The 16,217-nt window shown below is 69.7% G+C and carries 17 protein-coding genes and 1 pseudogene; 10 read left to right on the top strand and 8 right to left on the bottom strand.

Annotation, left to right across the window (positions count from 1 at the left end):
- Positions 1–33 precede the first annotated feature (33 nt).
- From MTP10_RS27160 to MTP10_RS27130, 7 genes are all read left to right on the top strand, one after another.
- Positions 34–1,056: a LacI family DNA-binding transcriptional regulator gene (locus MTP10_RS27160; protein WP_310712517.1), complete on the top strand. Its 1,023-nt coding sequence runs from the start codon at positions 34–36 to the stop codon at positions 1,054–1,056.
- On the top strand, positions 1,053–1,979 hold the full coding sequence (locus MTP10_RS27155) for an ABC transporter permease (protein ID WP_310712516.1): 927 nt from the start codon (positions 1,053–1,055) through the stop codon (positions 1,977–1,979). Before MTP10_RS27160 ends, MTP10_RS27155 begins: the two co-directional genes overlap by 4 nt.
- Positions 1,979–2,887, top strand: coding sequence for an ABC transporter permease (locus MTP10_RS27150; protein ID WP_310712515.1), 909 nt, complete (start codon positions 1,979–1,981; stop codon positions 2,885–2,887). Before MTP10_RS27155 ends, MTP10_RS27150 begins: the two co-directional genes overlap by 1 nt.
- A gap of 5 nt (positions 2,888–2,892) precedes the next feature.
- The gene (locus tag MTP10_RS27145; RefSeq protein ID WP_310712514.1) at positions 2,893–3,894 is read left to right on the top strand and encodes an ABC transporter ATP-binding protein; all 1,002 of its coding nucleotides are present in this window, start codon (positions 2,893–2,895) and stop codon (positions 3,892–3,894) included.
- Positions 3,878–4,903: a dipeptide ABC transporter ATP-binding protein gene (locus MTP10_RS27140; RefSeq protein WP_310712513.1), complete on the top strand. Its 1,026-nt coding sequence runs from the start codon at positions 3,878–3,880 to the stop codon at positions 4,901–4,903. Before MTP10_RS27145 ends, MTP10_RS27140 begins: the two co-directional genes overlap by 17 nt.
- 11 nt (positions 4,904–4,914) lie before the next feature.
- Complete coding sequence (locus tag MTP10_RS27135; protein ID WP_310712512.1) at positions 4,915–5,850, top strand: phospholipase D-like domain-containing protein; 936 nt, start codon at positions 4,915–4,917, stop codon at positions 5,848–5,850.
- Positions 5,851–5,940: 90 nt separating this feature from the next.
- Entirely contained in the window at positions 5,941–6,462 is a 522-nt protein-coding gene (locus MTP10_RS27130) for a DUF4158 domain-containing protein (protein ID WP_310712511.1), read from the top strand.
- 81 nt (positions 6,463–6,543) lie between these two features.
- Here MTP10_RS27130 and MTP10_RS27125 read toward each other — a convergent pair whose 3' ends face one another.
- Positions 6,544–7,122 (bottom strand): recombinase family protein, encoded by a 579-nt coding sequence (locus MTP10_RS27125; RefSeq protein WP_310712510.1) that lies wholly within the window; start codon positions 7,120–7,122, stop codon positions 6,544–6,546.
- A 603-nt stretch (positions 7,123–7,725) separates the two neighbouring features.
- On the opposite strand from MTP10_RS27125, the gene MTP10_RS27120 reads away from it, so the two are divergent.
- Positions 7,726–8,025 (top strand): hypothetical protein, encoded by a 300-nt coding sequence (locus MTP10_RS27120; RefSeq protein WP_310712509.1) that lies wholly within the window; start codon positions 7,726–7,728, stop codon positions 8,023–8,025.
- 15 nt (positions 8,026–8,040) lie between these two features.
- Positions 8,041–8,751, top strand: a complete 711-nt coding sequence (locus MTP10_RS27115) for a hypothetical protein (RefSeq protein WP_310712508.1) — start codon at positions 8,041–8,043, stop codon at positions 8,749–8,751.
- A gap of 267 nt (positions 8,752–9,018) precedes the next feature.
- On the opposite strand, the gene MTP10_RS27110 is transcribed toward MTP10_RS27115, so the two are convergent.
- The 6 genes and pseudogenes from MTP10_RS27110 to MTP10_RS27085 all read right to left on the bottom strand — a co-directional run bounded on the left by MTP10_RS27110 (position 9,019) and on the right by MTP10_RS27085 (position 13,317).
- Positions 9,019–9,234 carry an oxidoreductase C-terminal domain-containing protein gene (locus MTP10_RS27110; RefSeq protein ID WP_310712507.1) on the bottom strand — a complete coding sequence of 72 codons (216 nt, stop codon included), beginning with the start codon at positions 9,232–9,234 and terminating at the stop codon, positions 9,019–9,021.
- Positions 9,235–9,373: 139 nt separating this feature from the next.
- A pseudogene (locus tag MTP10_RS27105) lies at positions 9,374–10,213 on the bottom strand (NAD(P)/FAD-dependent oxidoreductase); the annotation flags it as partial.
- Positions 10,210–10,407 carry a ferredoxin gene (locus tag MTP10_RS27100; RefSeq protein ID WP_310712506.1) on the bottom strand — a complete coding sequence of 66 codons (198 nt, stop codon included), beginning with the start codon at positions 10,405–10,407 and terminating at the stop codon, positions 10,210–10,212. The gene MTP10_RS27100 and the pseudogene MTP10_RS27105, both read right to left, overlap by 4 nt.
- Before the next feature lie 19 nt (positions 10,408–10,426).
- Positions 10,427–11,644, bottom strand: a complete 1,218-nt coding sequence (locus tag MTP10_RS27095) for a cytochrome P450 (RefSeq protein WP_310712505.1) — start codon at positions 11,642–11,644, stop codon at positions 10,427–10,429.
- Positions 11,645–11,743: 99 nt separating this feature from the next.
- A complete protein-coding gene (locus MTP10_RS27090) occupies positions 11,744–13,162 on the bottom strand; it encodes an MFS transporter (protein ID WP_310712504.1) in 1,419 nt (472 codons plus the stop codon).
- Positions 13,159–13,317, bottom strand: a complete 159-nt coding sequence (locus MTP10_RS27085; protein WP_310712503.1) for a hypothetical protein — start codon at positions 13,315–13,317, stop codon at positions 13,159–13,161. The genes MTP10_RS27090 and MTP10_RS27085 overlap by 4 nt, the downstream gene beginning before the upstream one ends.
- Positions 13,318–13,494: 177 nt before the next feature.
- Here MTP10_RS27085 and MTP10_RS27080 point away from each other — a divergent pair, with 177 nt between their 5' ends.
- On the top strand, positions 13,495–13,656 hold the full coding sequence (locus MTP10_RS27080; protein ID WP_310712502.1) for a hypothetical protein: 162 nt from the start codon (positions 13,495–13,497) through the stop codon (positions 13,654–13,656).
- Positions 13,657–13,701: 45 nt separating this feature from the next.
- On the opposite strand, the gene MTP10_RS27075 is transcribed toward MTP10_RS27080, so the two are convergent.
- The gene (locus MTP10_RS27075) at positions 13,702–16,212 is read right to left on the bottom strand and encodes a Tn3 family transposase (RefSeq protein WP_310712501.1); all 2,511 of its coding nucleotides are present in this window, start codon (positions 16,210–16,212) and stop codon (positions 13,702–13,704) included.
- Positions 16,213–16,217 lie beyond the last annotated feature (5 nt).

Raw genomic sequence — 16,217 nt, 5'->3', positions numbered from 1 at the left:
ATGCGTAACGCACGCCGTACCACCCTGAAAGATGTGGCCGAAAGCCTCGGCGTCTCGGTGAACACCGTGTCGCGGGCGCTGGCCGACAAGGACAGCGTCGGAGTGGAGACCAGGAACCGCGTCAAGGCCGAGGCCGAGCGGCTCGGCTACGTGCCGAACGTGACGGCGCGGTCGCTGGTCCTGGGCTCCGCGAGCACGCTCGGCATGGTGATCACCAACCCGTCCAACCCGTTCTACGCCCAGCTCATCAGCGGGATGGAGCAGCACTGCCGCAGGCACGGCTACTCCCTGCTGCTGATGGCGACGGAGGAGAGCGTGGCCAACGAGCGGCGCGCGGCCGACGAGCTGCTGCGCCGCGGCGTCGACGGCGTCCTGGTGGTGGCGGTGCAGGAAGGAGCCGACCACTGGCGGCGCTTCCGCTCGGCCGGCGTCCCGCTCGTGCTGATCAACCGTGACGTGCCCGAGCTGAACACCGACCTGGTGGGCGTCGACCATGTCCGGGGCGGCTACGAGGCGGCCCGGCACGCCATCGCCATGGGCGCCAGGCAGATCTACTTCCTGGAGGAGGACCTGGGGGTGTCCTCGGTCGCCGACCGCGTCGAGGGCTACCGCCGGGCCATGGCCGACAGCGGGCTGCCCGTGGAGCCGGACACCATGATCAAGGTGCCGACCCGGCGGCTGGAGCAGAGCGCCATGCCGTGGGACCCGAGCGAGGCGTACCGGCTGGCCAGGGAGGTCGTCCGGACCGCCCAGCGGCCCATGGCCTTCGTGGTCGGCAACGACTACTTCGCGCTCGGCGTCTACCGGGTGGCGGACGAGGCGGGGCTGAGGATCCCCGACGACATACTGGTCGTCGGCTACGGCGGCCACCCCTTCGCCCCGTTCGTCATCCCCTCGCTGACCACCGTGGAGCTGCCCGCGGCCGACATCGCCGTGTCGGCCGTGGACCACATGCTGCGGCGGCTCAAGCGGCCGGACGCCGACGGCCGGCCCGACCAGATCCTGTTCCCGCCGCGGCTGGTCGTGCGGGCGTCGAGCGGCGGGAGCGGCACATGACCGCCTTCGTCGCACGCCGCCTCGCCCAGGCGCTGCTGCAGATCTGGGGCGCCATCACGATCGTGTTCATCGCGCTGCGCGTGCTGCCGGGCGACCCGGCCGAGCTCATCCTCGGCAGCCAGGCCACCCCCGAGGCGCTGGAATCGCTGCGCACGCAGCTCGGCCTGCGCGACCCGCTGCTCGTGCAGTACCTGCACCACCTGCAGGACGTCGTCCGGCTCGACTTCGGTCAGTCCTGGCGGCAGGGCGTCAGCGCCCTCGACGCCTGCCTGGAACGGCTGGGCCCGACCCTGTCCCTGTCGGCGTGGGCGATGGTGATCACGGTGGTGCTGGGATTCCTCGCCGGCACCTTCGCCGCCCGGCGCGCCAACACCTGGGCCGACCACCTGGTCTCGGTGTCCTCGCTGGTCGGTCAGGCGCTGCCGCCGTTCTGGATCGGCATCATGCTGTCGCTGATCTTCGCGCGGTGGATGCAGATCCTGCCCAGCACGGCCGACGGGACGATGGCCGCCCTGCTGCTGCCCGCCCTCACGCTGGCGCTGCCGTTCGTGGGCTGGCTGGGCCGGCTCGTGCGCACGGGCGTCCTGGAGGAGACCAACCAGGACTACGTCCGCACGGCGTACGCCAAGGGGCTGAGCCACCGGGTGGTCTTCTACATCCACGTGCTGCGCAACACCCTGGTGCCGGTGGTGACCATGCTGGGCCTGCTCATGGGCTACTTCATCGCCAACGGCGTCATCGTCGAGGTGATCTTCGCCTGGCCCGGGATCGGGTCGCTGCTGGTCGACTCGATCACCTTCCGCGACTACTCGGTGGTCCAGGCCATCCTCACCGTCATCACGGTCTGCTACATCATGCTCAACCTGCTGGTCGACGTGCTGTACGTGTACCTCGACCCCAGGATCCAGTTGGAGAACGCCTGATGCCAGTGAAAGCCCCTGACCGGAGCGACGCGACGGCGTCACCGAACATGCCCAAGCGGCTCACCGTGACCAAGCGGCTGGCCGGGCTGCCGGCGCGTGCCCACCTAGCCCTCGGGATCGTCGCGCTGTTCGTGGTGGCCGGCCTGCTCGGGCCGCTGCTGGTGCCCTACGACGCCGCCCTGACCAGCCCGGTCGACCGGCTGCTGCCGCCCGGCAGCCGGCTGTCCGACGGCGCCGTCGCGTGGCTGGGCACCGACCAGGTCGGCCAGGACATCCTGGCCGAGGTCGTCGCCGGGATGCGCACGTCGCTGACCGTGGCGCTGGTGACCGTGGCCGTCGGCGGATCGGTCGGGCTGCTGCTCGGCCTGCTGTCGGGCTACTTCGGCGGCTGGGCCGACGGGGTGATCTCCCGGATCGGCGACATCCAGCTCGCCTTCCCCAGCCTGCTGCTCGCCATCCTGCTGGCGGGCGTTCTCGGCCCGAGCATGGTGAACGTCATCATCGCGCTGGCGGTGACCCGCTGGGTGATCTTCGCCCGGGTGGTGCGCGGCTCGGCGATCGCGGTCCGCGACCGGGAGTTCGTGGACTCGGCCCGGGTGATGGGCGCCTCCCACGGCCGCATGCTGCTCCACTACATCCTGCCCTCGTGCCTGCCGCCCCTGCTCGTGGCGGCGACCGTACAGGTCGGCCTGACCATGGTCGCCGAGGCGTCACTGAGCTTCCTCGGCCTCGGCGTGCCCTCCTCCCAGGCGTCCTGGGGCTCGACGATCGCCGAGGGCCGCGACTACCTGGCGTCGGCCTGGTGGATCGCCGCCGCGCCCGGCGCCGCCCTGGCGCTGGTGGTGGTGAGCATCGGGATCCTCGGCGACCTGCTGCGCGACGCCTCCGACCCGATGACGGAGCTCTGACGACGGTGAACGAAACCAGGACACCCCTGCTGGAGGTCGAGGACCTGGCCGTGGAGTTCGACACGCCGAGAGGCCCGCTGCGGGCCGTGCGCGGGGTGTCGTTCCAGGTCGGCGAGTGCGAGACGCTGGCGATCGTCGGCGAGTCCGGCAGCGGCAAGAGCGTCACGGCGCACACGCTGATGGGGTTGACGCCCCTGCTGGCCAGGGTCGCCGGTGGACGCGTCACGATCGAGGGCCGCGACGTCGTCGGCCTGCCCGACCGCGCATGGCAGAAGCTGCGCGGCGAACGGATCGCGATGATCTTCCAGGACCCGCTGAGCGCGCTCAACCCCTCGCTGACCGTGGGCTACCAGATCGCGGAGATGTTCCGCAGGCACCGGGGCACCGGCCGGGCCGAGGCCCGCCGCCGCGCCGCCGAGCTCATGGCCCAGGTCGGCATCCCGGACGCCGAACGGCGGCTGAACGACCACCCGCACCGCTTCTCCGGCGGCATGCGCCAGCGCGTCATGATCGCGATGGCGCTGGCGCTCGACCCGATACTGCTCATCGCCGACGAGCCGACCACCGCGCTGGACGTCACCGTGCAGGCGCAGATCCTGCGGCTGCTGCGCCGGCGCCAGCAGGCCGACCGGCTCGGCATGATCCTCATCAGCCACGACCTCGGGGTGGTCGCCCGCGCCGCCGACCGGGTCGCGGTGATGTACGCGGGCCGCATCGTCGAGACCGGCACCGTCGCCGAGGTCTACCAGCGGCCCGCGCACCCGTACACGATCGGGCTGATGCGGGCGGTGCCCACCGTGCGGGACGGCGACGCCCCGCTGGAGGCGATCGAGGGCCATCCGCCCGACCTCGCCGCGCCGCCCACGGGCTGCGCCTTCCACCCGCGCTGCCCGTTCGCCCGGGACGTCTGCCGCGAAGAAGACCCGCAGCCGCGTGACCTCGGCCCGCGCCGGGCCAGCGCCTGCCACTTCGCCGAGGAGATGATCGCGCATGCCCGCACCCGCTGAGCCCCTGCTGGAGCTGACGGACCTCGTCACCGGCTACCGTGTGCGCAGCGGCATCGGCCGCCCCGGCGGGCAGGTGCGGGCCGTGGACGGGGTGAGCCTGACCGTGCGCCCCGGCGAGACCGTCGGGCTGGTCGGCGAGTCCGGCTGCGGCAAGTCCACGATCGCCCGCACCATCGTCGGCCTGGTACGGCCCTCCAGCGGCAAGGTGCTGTTCGAGGGCCGCGACCTGGCGGCGCTGCCCGCCAAGGAGATGCGCAGGCTCCGCCAGGAGATCCAGCTCATCTTCCAGGACCCGTACGCCGCGCTGAACCCCCGCATGACCGTCGCCGCGCTGATCAAGGAGGCGTGGCGCATCCACCCCGGGCTGGTGCCGCGCGAGCGGTGGGAGGAGGAGGTGCGCGGCCTGCTGAGCCGCGTCGGACTGCGCCCCGAGCACGCCGACAGGTACCCCCACCAGTTCTCCGGCGGCCAGCGGCAGCGCATCAGCATCGCCCGCGCGCTGGCCGTGCGGCCCCGGCTGATCGTCTGCGACGAGGCGGTGTCCGCCCTGGACGTCTCGGTGCGGGCGCAGATCCTCAACCTGCTGCGCGAGCTGCAACGCGACCTGGGCGTGGCGTACCTGTTCATCTCCCACGACCTGGGCGTCGTCCGCCACCTCTGCGACCAGGTCGCGGTGATGTACCTGGGCAAGATCGTGGAAACCGGCTCCAAGGAGAGCGTCTATCAGCGGCCGTCGCACCCGTACACGCAGGCGTTGCTGTCGGCGGCGCCGAGCCTGGACGACTGGCGGGGCGACGAGCGCGGCGAGATCGTCCTGAGCGGAGATGTTCCCTCACCGTTGAACCCCCCGTCAGGCTGCCGTTTCCGTACGCGCTGCTGGCGGGCCCAGGATCGATGCCGGGACGAGGAGCCGGCGCTCGTCGACCGGGACACGGGTCATCCGGTCGCCTGCCACTTCCCCGAAGCCGTCCCCACCCCGAGCACGACGGCGGCCGAGACCGCCTCATGAAGGAGCGACCGATGTCAGGCAAGGTCCTGTCCATGCTGGCGGCCGGAGCAGTCACGGCCACGGCCGCGTTAGCGGGCGCCCCCGTGGCGAGCGCCGAGAGCGCGATCGCCTCGGCCTGCACCGACACGCCGGTGACCAGCGGCGCGGTCTTCAACCAGCCGGTGGGCGGGGACCCGGCCGCCCTCGTGCGCGAGCTGTGCGGCCTGGTCCGCCAGGCGCCCGCCGCCTCCCGCATCCAGCTCGCCCACTTCGTCATGTCCGGCGCGGCCGGCACCGGCTTCGCCGACGAGCTGATCAGCGCCCACCGGCGCGGCGTGGACGTCCAGGTGATCCTGGACGGCGACACGCGCGGGGCGGGCGTGGCGGGGCGGCTGTCGGCCGAGCTGGGCACCGACACCTCCGCCGGCTCCTGGGTGCACGTGTGCACGGGCCCCCCGTCCGGCGGCACCGCCGCGTGCATCGGCGACAAGGGCCAGCACAACAAGTTCTACCTGTTCTCGCGGACCGGCGACGTCTCCGACGTGGTGGTGCAGTCCTCGGCCAACCTGACCGACCTCAACTCCTCCACGTACTGGAACAACCTGGTCGTCCTGCCCGGCAACAAGCGGCTGTTCGCGGCCTACAGCGGCTACTTCGCCGACCTGGCGGCCGAGCGCAAGAACCTCGACTACTACCGTGTCACCACCACCGGCGGGCCGGGCGGTTCGGTACGGGCCCACTTCTTCCCCCGGGCGGGCACGGACGCCGGCACCGACCTCATCGTGGACTACCTCGGCAAGGTGTCCTGCCGCGGCGGCACGACCATCCGCGTCGGCATGTCGGAGTGGGACACCTACCGCATCGCGATCCCCGAGAAGCTCCGGAGCCTGGCCGCCCAGGGCTGCACGGTCCGGATCGTCTACGGCATCATGGACGAGGAGGTCAAGAGCGGCCTTCGAGGAGTCTGAGTGCAGAAATTAGCGGTAGCGAGTTGATCTTGATACCGGTTCGATGACGGCCGCTGTTCCTGCTGGTGGCAGGCCCTACGTTCCTGGGCCATGCCTTTCGAATTCCTCTCTGATGAGCAGGTCGCCCGCTATGGCCGCTTCCCCGCGGAGCCCTCGCCGGCCGAGCTGGAGCAGTTCTTTCGCCTGGACCGCAGCGCGCTGGATGCGCTGGCGTCCAAACGACGCTCGGCCACCAAACTCGGCTGGGCCGTGCAGTGGGGCACAGTGCGGATGCTCGGGGTGTTCCTGACCGAGGATCCGCTGGCGGTCCCGCCGGGCGCGGTGGCGTTCGTGGCCGAGCAGCTCGGGCTCGATCCGGCGCACTTGGCCGATTACGGTCACCGCCAGCAGACCGTCTATGAGCACGCATGGGAGATCCGCCAGTTGCTGGGCTACCGCGACTTCGGTGCCGGCGAGAAAGAGGTGCGCCGGTACGTGGCGGCGCGAGTGTGGGCGTCGGTGGAGGGGCCGCGGGCGCTGTTTGACCGGGCGCGGGTGCACATGCTCAAGGAGCGCATCCTGCTGCCCGGCATCACCGTGCTGGTGCGGCTGGGGGTCCCGGTAGTCCTGTAGGAATTTCCGTCGGATATGGCCCTGAGATGGGATAACGCGGCTGTGCTTCGGATACTCGGCGGGCTACTCGTGCTCGGCGGGCTACTCGTTCGGCTGAGTCTCGGCCAGGGCTTCGGCGAGGGTCTTGTGGACGACGCCGATGGAGACTTTGACGTCGGCGGCGATGGTGCGGATGGATTCGCCGCGCCTGCGGCGGGCGAGGATGGCGGCGCGTTTGTCGTCGTCGACGACGGGGCGGCGGCCGCCGATGCGGCCTCGGGCGCGGGCGGCTTCGAGCCCGTTCTTGGTTTTGCGGGTGATGTCGCGGCGGCGGTCTTCGGCCAGGGCGAGCGCGAGGTCGAGGATGAGCGAGCGTTCGGTGTGCTCGCCGGCCGCGATGCCCTCCAGGACCTTGACGCCGATACCGCGCTGGAAGAGGTTGTTGAGGACGATGAGTCCTTCGAGGAGGTTGCGGCCGAGGCGGTCGACCTCCTGGACGGTGAGCAGGTCGCCGTCGCGGATGTAGGACAGGGCGTTCAGCAGCGCGGGCCGGTCGTCGGTGGAGAGCTTGCCACTGATCTTCTCTTCGAAGACCTTCAGGCAGATGGGGTCAAGGGCGTCGTGCTGCCGCTGGGTGTTCTGCTTGTCGGTGCTGACCCTGACTAGGCCGATGAGCGCCATCGAGGGGCCGCCTCCCGTTCGTCAAACGTACTGCTCGGAGCAGATGAACACTAGCGGAAAATGAACGGTGAAATGAACGCCGTGGCCGGTTGTGGCGGCCTCTCCGGCCGTATCCCCGCTTGCGTTCATCAGACGTTCCTTAGATGAACGCCGAACATGCTCCCCATCCCTGGGAGATCCTGACGGTCCGTCCAGATCTTGCGTACGCAGGCACTACGCGATGCACCGGCAAGATGGCCCGCCAGGGGACTGGCAGCGAGCCGGGATTAAGGATGACATTCGTTGACGCACTGAGCGTAGGGGGCGTGCTCTTTGCGTCCGGTCTTCGTCGGGAACGGCCTTCCGCGAGACCCGCATCCTGCGCACCGTAGGCAGCAGGGCCGTGGTCTGCCTACGGCACGGCGACCGGCACCGAGCTGACCGGCTTGGCCCACAGCCTGGACACCATGCAGGTACGGGCCCGGAATGCGGGCGGCGCTCTCGACGGCGGCTGCCCCTCACAGTGGCGTGTAGGCCGTGTCCTGTAGATCTTGGTGGGTCTGTCGGTGGTCGTGGTTAGCATCGAGTACGTTCGGCAGTCGGTTTGTCTATCGAGGGGTAGCGATGCTGCGTGCTGTGTTTGTCCGGACCCTGAAGGTGGGCGTGACATATGAGCAGTTCAAGAACGCTTGGGTTCCGGAGGATATGGACGGGGGCTACCCCGCGAAGGTCAGCGTTGCTCGCAACGTCGCCGACGACCGGCAGGTGATCACGGTCCTTGAACTGGACATGTCCCTGGCCGAGTTCGAGAACAAGCGCGCGGTGCTGACCCGCCCCGACGCATTGGAGCGGCTCGCCGAGATCGTGGACACCACCGAACTGGAGGGCCTGTATGAGGACGTGTTCGATGACCGGGATCTGTGACCTGCCTGGCCAGTGATGTCGTTCAAGGCCGAACAGATCGCCGGGCTGGCCGAGTCCGGGTGGTCGCACTGCGAGTCAGTGGCCGAAGCGGTGGCCAAAGCCGGGCTACCGGCGGTGACGCCTGACTACCTGGCGACGGCCTTCTCGGGCGATCTGTGGGACGCCGCCGAACGCGCGGTGCTCGCCCTGCGGGATCACTTCGCTGCGGCTCGCTTCGCGGACGAGACAACGTATGGAATCCTGCTGGTGCCCGACCCCGGCAGGCTGGACACCCGGCGCCCGATGGCCGCGGCCGTGCGAGCAGACCAGCTCGGCACGCCCACCGAGGATGTGTTCGACGAGCGGCTGCCCGCGGGTGTCCTCGGGATTCGGCCCGGCACGCCGTGGACCATGGTCGCTACGGTCACCGGCGTCTATGGGCCGTCCTTGGGCAGCCACCACCAAGTCGTGGACGGGGCGGCGGCGGCGTTCACGGTGGCCGGCACCGACACTAGGGCGCTGATGATCCGTCAGCTCTGGGGAGCGCGAGTCCTGCAGGGCGGTCGTGACCTGCCTGACTGCGAATCAAACCAGAGGTGGACGTTCACCCTGTTCCCCGGGGAAGGCCTCACCGATGGCCAAGCCGAGTCCGGCACCGTGCTCAAGGGCAAGGTGCGGTTCCGTCTCGGCAAGCCGGACCGCGGCATCGGATCCGCACGCGTGGCTCCCGCCATCGCGGTCACCTAGGCACCTTGCCGAGGTACGCATCGGCGTCGATGGTTTTCCCTTGCCCGCAGCGGCCGCCGAACTCGGCCCGCATCTGCTCCCCATGCACGCGTTGGAGCGGGTGATCCCGTCCGAGAGCCCGCGCCGCCCGAGTCAGCACGAACCAAGCCGGCACGTCCATCTCCAGTGCCTCCAGGTCTTCGGCGTGGCCGGGGCACAAGCCACTACGGCAAGATCGCCACCTGACAGGCCGGCAATCGAGAATCCGGTACCCAGCGCACATCGCCATCAGCCGCGGCGGACTCCCAGTGCTTGCCGCCAGGGGGTTCGCTCGGCGACATGGCGGCGAAGGTCACGTGCCTGCCGGGGAAGGTTCCAGGTCACGGCTCCTGTGACGCGACCGTCCGTGCTGTACAGAGCGGCGAACTGATGCGTGGCCGGGTCGTCGGCGATGATGTGGAGTTCGGCCTCCCCGCTGGGGCGGCCGTAGGCCTGGATCTTCACGTCGTATTGGTCGCTCCAGAAGTAGGGAACGGGCGCGAACGAGGTTGCCGCGCCCGAGGAGAGTCTGCGCGGCGGCGGTGCCTTGTTCGGTGGCGTTCATGCGGTGTTCGACGCGCATATGTCCGAACTGCGGGTGGGACCAGGAGGCAAGGTCACCGGCGGCGACGACACCGGGGGCGGCCCGGCACGTCTGGTCGCATCGCACGCCGTCGTCCAGGTTCAGCCCGCTGCCGGTCAGCCAGTCGACGGCCGGGGTCGAGCCGATGGCCACCAGCACCAGGTCGGTTGTGACGTGATCGCCGTTGTCCAGGTTCAGACCGGTAACCCGGCCATCGCGGCTGCTCAATGCGGTCACGGTGGTGCCGGAGCGGACCGTTACGCCGTGCTGGGCGTGCAACTCGGCGCACAACTGGGCCACGTGATCTCCGAATTGACGGATCAGTGGGGGCAGCGGGTCGATCAGGGTGACGTCCAGGCCGAGTTCGCGGGCGACCGCGGCGACCTCCGAGCCGAGGAAGCTGGCGCCGACGATGGCCACCGAGGTGGCGGCCAGCAGCCCGGCTCGCAGGGCAAGCGCGTCGTCGAGGGTGCGCAGCAGGTGCACGCCGCCGAGTTCGTGTCCTGCGGGCAGCCGCTGGGGAGCGACTCCGGTGGCGATCACGAGCCCGTCGTAGGGCAGCACGCCGCCGTCGGTGAGGGTGAGTGTACGAGCGTCGGTGTCGAGGTAGGTGGCGGCGACGCCGAGCCGCCAGTTCGCGCCCAGGGCGGCGAGCGCGCCGGGGCGCCGCAACGTCACCCGGTCGGGCTGCCAGGTGCCACGCAGGATCTGCTTGGACAGCGGCGGCCGATCGTAGGGCGGTCGCGACTCGTCGCCGACGATGGTCAAGGCGCCGGTGTATCCGTTGTGGCGCAAGGCTTCCGCGGCGGTCAGTCCCGCCGCGGAAGCGCCTACGACAACGATGCGGGATGGCTGCCTCACGGCCGGGTCAGGGTGATGGCCGAGGCCGGGCAGATCCGCTCGGCCTCACGTACGTCTTCGTGCTGGTGGGCAGCCGGGTTGTCGTTGAGCAGCACGACGATGCCGTCGCTGTCGCGCTGGTCGAACACCTCGGGGGCGCTGAGCACGCACTGGCCCGAGCCGGTGCAGGCGTCCTGGTCGACGGTGACCTTCATCTACGTTCTCCTTCGTGTGCTACCAGGTGACGGGCAGGTCGCGGACCCCGTAGAAGACCGCGTTGGGTTTGAACGTGAGGTCCTGCGGCGGCACGGCCAGCGCCAGCGTGGGAACGCGCCGGAACAGGGTGCCGAAGACGACCTGGAGTTCCACGCGGGCCAGCGGCTGGCCCAGACACTGGTGGGCGCCGTAGCCGAAGGCGACGTGGTGGCGGGCGCTGCGGTGGACGTCGAGCGCGTCCGGGTCGGGGAAGGCGGCAGGGTCGCGGTTGGCGGTGCTCTTCACCGCGATGATGCCCTCGCCCCGGCGAATCAACTGCCCGCCGATCACGAGATCCTCGCGGGCGACGCGGCGGGCTTCGGTGTGGGTGATGGACAGGTAGCGCAGGAGTTCCTCGACGGCGCTGGCCACCAGGGCGGAATCGGCGCCATCACGGATCGCGCTCAGCTGCTCGGGGTTCGTCAGCAGCGCGGTAGTGCCCAGGGCGATCATGTTCGCGGTGGTGTCGTGCCCGGCCACCAGCAGGAGCTGTCCCATCGTGGCGATCTCGCCCCGGGTCATCGCGCCGGTGCGGTGCTGCTCGGCGGCCAGCCTGCTGAGGGCGTCGTCGCCTGGCTCGGCGTTCTTCTCCTCCACCAGCTTCTCGAGGTAGCCGTTCAGTTCCTCACTGGCGGCCATGGCCTCGGCGGGATCGCCCTCGTCCATGACAAGCTTGCCCGCCACACGCTGGAAGAAGGCACGATCGGCGTACGGCACGCCCAGCAGCTCGCAGATCACCAGCGAGGGAACCGGCAGTGCGAAGGCCTCCACCAGGTCGGCAGGGTTCGGCCCGGCGAGCAGGTCATCGATGAGACCATCGACGATCCGCTGAATCGTGGGCCGCAGCGCTTCCATCTTCTTGACCATGAAGTCCGCGGTCAGCCGGCGCCGGTGCACGGTGTGCTCCGGCGCGTCCATCTGCATCAGCGTCTTCATCTGCGCGTCGCGCGCCTTGCTCACCGCGTTGGTGTGGGGGAAGCCCGGCTCGGCGACGTCGACGCTGACGCGCGGATCGGCGAGCAGCGCGCGGACGTCGGCGTAGCGGGTGACCATCCACGTGGTGCTGCCGTCCCAGAGCCGCACGCGCGAGACCGGCGCCTGCTCGCTGCGGCGGCTCAGCTCCGGTGGCGGATCGAATGGACATCCCGCCGCACGGGCCATCGGGAACATTGGTGTCTTGGACAGGGCATCAGTCATGACATCTCCATCGGGTCGTACATGAGGCATGGTCGAGCTCGAGTAGCGATCGAAAGGCTGTGGTGAGCGATTCAGACCGGATCGGTGGGTGGTGACGGGTCATCGGCCGGACTGATCGGCTGAGACCAGAGAGCTGGTACGTGCCGCCACACGGGCGGTGACGGCACCGAGCGCGCAGATGATCGCGAACCCGAAGAGCATGTATCGGGCCGCGTCGAGCATCGAGGAGCCGCCCAGGTTGACCAGGGCGCCGGCGACCGCCGTACCGAACGCGATCGACAGGCTCGTCACCGTGGCGATGGCAGCGGCCGCCCGCCCTCCTTCCTCCGGATCCTGCGTGCTGGACATCACCGCCACCGACAGGTGCGGATAGGCCAGCCCGATGCCAGCACCGGCGATGAACAGCACCGGCACCCACACGAGCACCAGCCAGACCGGGGCGTCCTGCCGCTGCAGCAGCCCCTGGACGAGGAAGCCGAGCGCCAGCAGCAGCGGGCCGAGCATGCGCAACCGGCCGATCGTGCGTTCCTTGACCGCTGAGGAGCTGACGAGCTGGGTCGCCGACCAGCCCAGCGAGATGGCCGCCCCTAAGAACCCGGCCACGGCCGGGGCCAGCCCGCCCAGCCGCTGTCCGAACAGCGGCAGGAACGACTCCACCGCGACGCCGAAGGCCAGCAGCGCCAGCGTCAGGTACAGCCACTTCAGCGGCGACCCCGGCCGGTAGGTGGTGCGCGGGAAGACCCGCAGCTCACTGCGCCGCTCATGAGCGACGAAGACGGCCACCAGCAGCAGCGCCACTGCGATGCCGACCGCCATGGCCGCAGCGCCGGACAGCACCCCCGCCACGCTGACCGCGGCGGTGGCCGCCGTGACCAGCAGCAACGACACGACCGGGACCGGTGCCCGCGCTCCACCGCGTTCGCCGCGCGGCAGTACCCGGGGCACGAGCAAGCCGCACACCGCCGCGATCACCGCCATCGTGACGAACGCCATCCGCCATCCGCCGAACTGGGCGAACAACCCGCCGAGCGCGGGGCCGACGAAGTTGCCGACACCGTACATCGCCGACATCAGCGCATTGCCGCGCGTCCACAACCGCTGCGGTAACGCTGATCGGACGGCGGCGAAGCCCAGCCCGGACAGCAGCCCCGCCCCCAGCCCCTGGACGCCGCGGCCGGCCAGCAGCACCGGCATCACCGGGCTCACCGCGCAGGCCAGCGAGCCCACCAGGAACACACCGAAGCCGAGCAGGTAGGCGCCGACGCCGCCCCAGCGGGCCAGGAAGCGGCTGACCAGCATCGTCGCGATCACCATCGCGACGAGGTAGATCGTCATGTTCCACGCGTAGAAGTCCGCGCCGCCGATGTCGGCCACCGCGGTCGGTAGCAGGCTCGAGGCCAGGTAGATGTTGATCGCACCGACGAGCACCCCGACGGCCAGGACGATCGCCGCGCCGGCGTGCTCCGGGCTCAGCAGTTCCCGCCACGAGACGGCGGCGGGGGCAGAGGTATCCTTCACGCGGTCGGCCCCGTCCGCTCGCCGGGCACGGGACGTCTCGCGGGGCCGGACTCGTCCGCCACGGCGAGAGAGCCGTCCGGTCGGTGGCGCAGCCGTGAGCGGCGGATCCCGAGGGCGGGCTCCGCGCCGGACTGCTCGTTGTCACAAACACTCATGCTTCAAGGCTGTCGTTGAACGAGTCCCGGAGACTTACGCCTCGCGCCGTACCCCCTGCCTGGGCGCGGTACGCGAAAAGCCTCAACCGCGCGGTGCAACCCGGCCGATCAGCCTGTCCGGCCCGGAGGTGAGACTCTCGGGCCACCCGGCCTCAATGCCGAGTCGAATGATGACGCGTGGCACTCCGGCGGCCGTCGATCCAGTGTCAGCGATCTTGGCGGCTGCCCCCGCTGGCCTCCCTGGCCGTCCTCGACGTCATCCTCGTCGTGACAGCCACCGTCTTGACCCGCGCGCACCACAACCTGGCGTGTGCCCTCCGCGAGGCCGGGGCCGCCTGAGGCCGCACGACCACCCTCGAGGGCCAGCGGCAGGGTCAACTACGGTCAGATCTGCCCGAGCATCCCGTCCGTCCCGTCGGCAGGCCGCGTGCGCAGGGGCCGCCAGCCGTTGTCGAGCTTGGCGAGTTCGGCTTCCACCTCGACGGGGATGGCGCCGAAGAAGTTGATGTTCTCACTGCGGCCGGGTGAGATGTGGCCGAGCAGTTCGTCGTCGATGGCCTTGCCGTCCGCACGGAGCTGCTGCACGGCGAGCCCGAAATATTCGGTCGTCCAGACCACCACGCTGTTGGTCAAGATGGTCAGACACCACTGCTGTTCGATCTGGTCGGCAAGGTAGGGCCGGGCGGTGATGGTTCCCTGCTGGGCGTAGTGCAGGTCCCGGCGCAGCGCGTGCAGGGACTCTCCCTTGTTGAGCTGCCGGGAGATCCGCCGCCGGTAGACCGGGTCCGACAGGTAGCGGGCAGTGTGCAGGGTCCGTCTGAGCACCCCCCATTCCTTGAGCGCGGTGGCCAGGGTGTTCTGGCGCGGCGCGGCGGACCACTTGCCGACCACCAGGGAGGCGGTGGCCTGCCCGTACTTCAGCGACGCGCCCATCCGCATCAGATCGTCCCATGTCCCCTCCACGAGGGCTTCGTTCCAGCGGGAGTTCAACAGCGGCCCGGCATTCGGATACCGCAGATTGATCACGGTAGGGGTGTCATCCCGAACCAGAGTGACCTTCGTCAGATCCCGCATCCGCGGGGTCAGGCGCTTGCCGACCAGGTCGAACAGACTGAAGTTGATCAACGTGGCGCCGTGTGTGTCGGTTGCGTGATCATGCAGCGGGAGGTCGGTCTTGTTGCCGAGGAACTCATCCAGGGTGTACTGGCCCTCGCGGGTGGTCGGCACGAACTGCTGGGTCCCGAACGTCGACCACTGGTCGGAGACGTGGGTGTAGGACGACAGCACCTGGCCGCCGTAGACGGTCATGTTCCGGCTGGTCAAGCTCTTGCCACGGACCGGGAACCGTTGCCCGTCGGAGGAGGACATGGTGCCGCCACCGAACACCTTCGACGGCTCCAGCCCATGGTGGTGGTTGACGATCACGGTGTTGGCATCCCGGAGCGTGTCTTCGCGGATGTACCACTCCATCGTCCAGGCGAGCACCTCATAGGAGACCCCGCAGGCCTCGCTCATCCGGACCAGGCCGAGGTTGGTGCCGAGGCCGATCAGGCAGGCCAGGATGTTGCGTTTCGTCTCCGCCGACTTGGCCAGCTTGCGGCCGCCAGCGTGGGTGAAGCAGTCCAGGAACGCCGTCCGGGCGTCCAGCTCGATCAGCACCGAGGCGATCGGCGCGAACGGCAGCATCCCCGCCAGATCATCGTGCAGCTCCTTCACCTCCGACGGGATGTCCTCGGCCAACAGCGGCGGCACGATGAGGTTCCCGTCGGCGTCCAGACGGACCGCCCCGGCCTGGTCCGGCGGCGCGTTCCGCAGCGTCTCCTCCAGATCGGCGAGGGCGGCGTGCAGTTCCTGCTTGCCGATCTCGACAGCGTCCTTGCCGGCCAGGGGCTTGCGGACCAGCTGGGCGTACTCGGAGCGTTTGGGCGCCCACTGCTTCGCGGTGTACAGATACGTCGACGGATCGGCGTACCGCCGTGAGCCCGGCACGAACACATCCCCCGACCGCAGCCCGTCCCGCAGGCACAAGATCACCACCAGTTCCCAGTAGTGCCGGAACGCGGTGTCCTCCCCGGACGTGCGGGCCTTGTCCAGATAGTCGGCGTACCGGGCCGGCACGAACCCCGTCGGCGCCTCCGCAGGGACCTTGCGGCCATTGGTCTCGTTCAGCCTCTTCAAGATCGCGACGGCTATCATGAGGTCATCGGTGCCAGGCCCGCCCTGGAAATCGACCGCCGCCAGGACGTTCGGGGTGAACTGGCGCAGGTAGGAGTAGGAGGAGTCCAGTTCCGACAGCCGTCCGCGGTCCTTCGGGAGCGGCTTCCAGGCATCCGAGGTGATCTCCCTCAGGCGTTGCATCCCGATCTGTTCACGCAGCATGCCGCCGACCTGCTCGTCCGGCACCAACGGATCGGCCAGCACGGGCAGGATGAGGTCCATCAGCAGCTGCCGGGCCTCGCCCTTCTTCGCCCGTTCGACCAGGGCCTCATCCGTCTTGCTCTTCGCCCGCGACTCACGCGCCGACACCGCCTGATCGAACAACGCCACGACCTCGTCCATCTGGTCGATCGCGGCCTGCGCCACAAAGGCCAGCAGGATTGGATACTTGCGTTCCTCCCTCCGATGCAGCGCCTGGTTCGTCGACCGGAGCGCCACCGTGGCCAGGAACCGGCGCCGCTCGTTCGGCAGAGCCGACAGGTCCATGGTGTGAGCGTCGATCGCCCGTAGCCACAACAGCTTGTCGATCGACGTCTTCACCGCCGAGGCCGTGGCCTCCCGCGCCCCCTGCTTCAGCCACTCCAGCCGGGTCATCCCCAGGCCGACATCAACGATCAGGAGCCGCTCCAGGTCCGCCCGGACCTCGGCGGTGAAGTTGCCCCGGTTCAGTAGACACATCAGGG

Origin of the sequence: Nonomuraea sp. 3-1Str (genome assembly GCF_031570565.1) — a bacterium.
Lineage (GTDB): Bacteria > Actinomycetota > Actinomycetes > Streptosporangiales > Streptosporangiaceae > Nonomuraea.
The sequence above is the reverse complement of the archived record's forward strand: the minus strand, read 5'-3'. Positions and strand labels throughout refer to the sequence as shown.

Excerpts from the sequence above, each read along its gene's own strand:
- MTP10_RS27155 (WP_310712516.1), top strand. The coding sequence starts at position 1,053 with ATGACCGCCTTCGTCGCACGCCGCCTCGCCCAGGCGCTGCTGCAGATC.
- MTP10_RS27120 (WP_310712509.1), top strand. The coding sequence starts at position 7,726 with ATGCTGCGTGCTGTGTTTGTCCGGACCCTGAAGGTGGGCGTGACATAT.
- MTP10_RS27140 (WP_310712513.1), top strand. The coding sequence starts at position 3,878 with ATGCCCGCACCCGCTGAGCCCCTGCTGGAGCTGACGGACCTCGTCACC.
- MTP10_RS27125 (WP_310712510.1), bottom strand. The coding sequence starts at position 7,122 with ATGGCGCTCATCGGCCTAGTCAGGGTCAGCACCGACAAGCAGAACACC.
- MTP10_RS27075 (WP_310712501.1), bottom strand. The coding sequence starts at position 16,212 with ATGTGTCTACTGAACCGGGGCAACTTCACCGCCGAGGTCCGGGCGGAC.
- MTP10_RS27095 (WP_310712505.1), bottom strand. The coding sequence starts at position 11,644 with ATGACTGATGCCCTGTCCAAGACACCAATGTTCCCGATGGCCCGTGCG.
- MTP10_RS27115 (WP_310712508.1), top strand. The coding sequence starts at position 8,041 with ATGTCGTTCAAGGCCGAACAGATCGCCGGGCTGGCCGAGTCCGGGTGG.
- MTP10_RS27100 (WP_310712506.1), bottom strand. The coding sequence starts at position 10,407 with ATGAAGGTCACCGTCGACCAGGACGCCTGCACCGGCTCGGGCCAGTGC.
- MTP10_RS27135 (WP_310712512.1), top strand. The coding sequence starts at position 4,915 with ATGTCAGGCAAGGTCCTGTCCATGCTGGCGGCCGGAGCAGTCACGGCC.
- MTP10_RS27085 (WP_310712503.1), bottom strand. The coding sequence starts at position 13,317 with ATGAGTGTTTGTGACAACGAGCAGTCCGGCGCGGAGCCCGCCCTCGGG.
- MTP10_RS27130 (WP_310712511.1), top strand. The coding sequence starts at position 5,941 with ATGCCTTTCGAATTCCTCTCTGATGAGCAGGTCGCCCGCTATGGCCGC.
- MTP10_RS27150 (WP_310712515.1), top strand. The coding sequence starts at position 1,979 with ATGCCAGTGAAAGCCCCTGACCGGAGCGACGCGACGGCGTCACCGAAC.